Origin of the sequence: Paraburkholderia sp. SIMBA_030, assembly GCF_046535245.1 — a bacterium.
Taxonomy (GTDB): Bacteria; Pseudomonadota; Gammaproteobacteria; order Burkholderiales; family Burkholderiaceae; genus Paraburkholderia.
This window is the reverse complement of the sequence record NZ_JAWRXB010000871.1, coordinates 1-261: the sequence shown is the minus strand read 5'-3', so window position 1 is coordinate 261 and position 261 is coordinate 1. Positions and strand designations below refer to the sequence as shown.

Here is a 261-nt window from a genome sequence, read left to right as displayed (position 1 = left end):
ATAGCTCGAACGCACCATCGCGCCGACGGCGGCGTGCGTGAAGCCCATCTTGTACGCCTCTTCCTCGTACATCTTGAAGGTGTCCGGATGTACGTACGAACGCACCGGCAGATGGTGCTCCGAAGGCTGCAGATACTGGCCGATCGTGAGCATGTCCACGTCGTGCGCGCGCAGGTCGCGCATGACCTGAAGAATCTCTTCCTCGGTTTCGCCGAGACCCACCATCAGGCCCGACTTGGTCGCGACGTCCGGATGCAGCGC

At 62.1% G+C, this 261-nt stretch carries 1 pseudogene; it reads right to left on the bottom strand.

The features are described from left to right. Positions 1-261 (bottom strand): annotated as a pseudogene (locus SB772_RS42495) (lipoyl synthase); the annotation flags it as partial.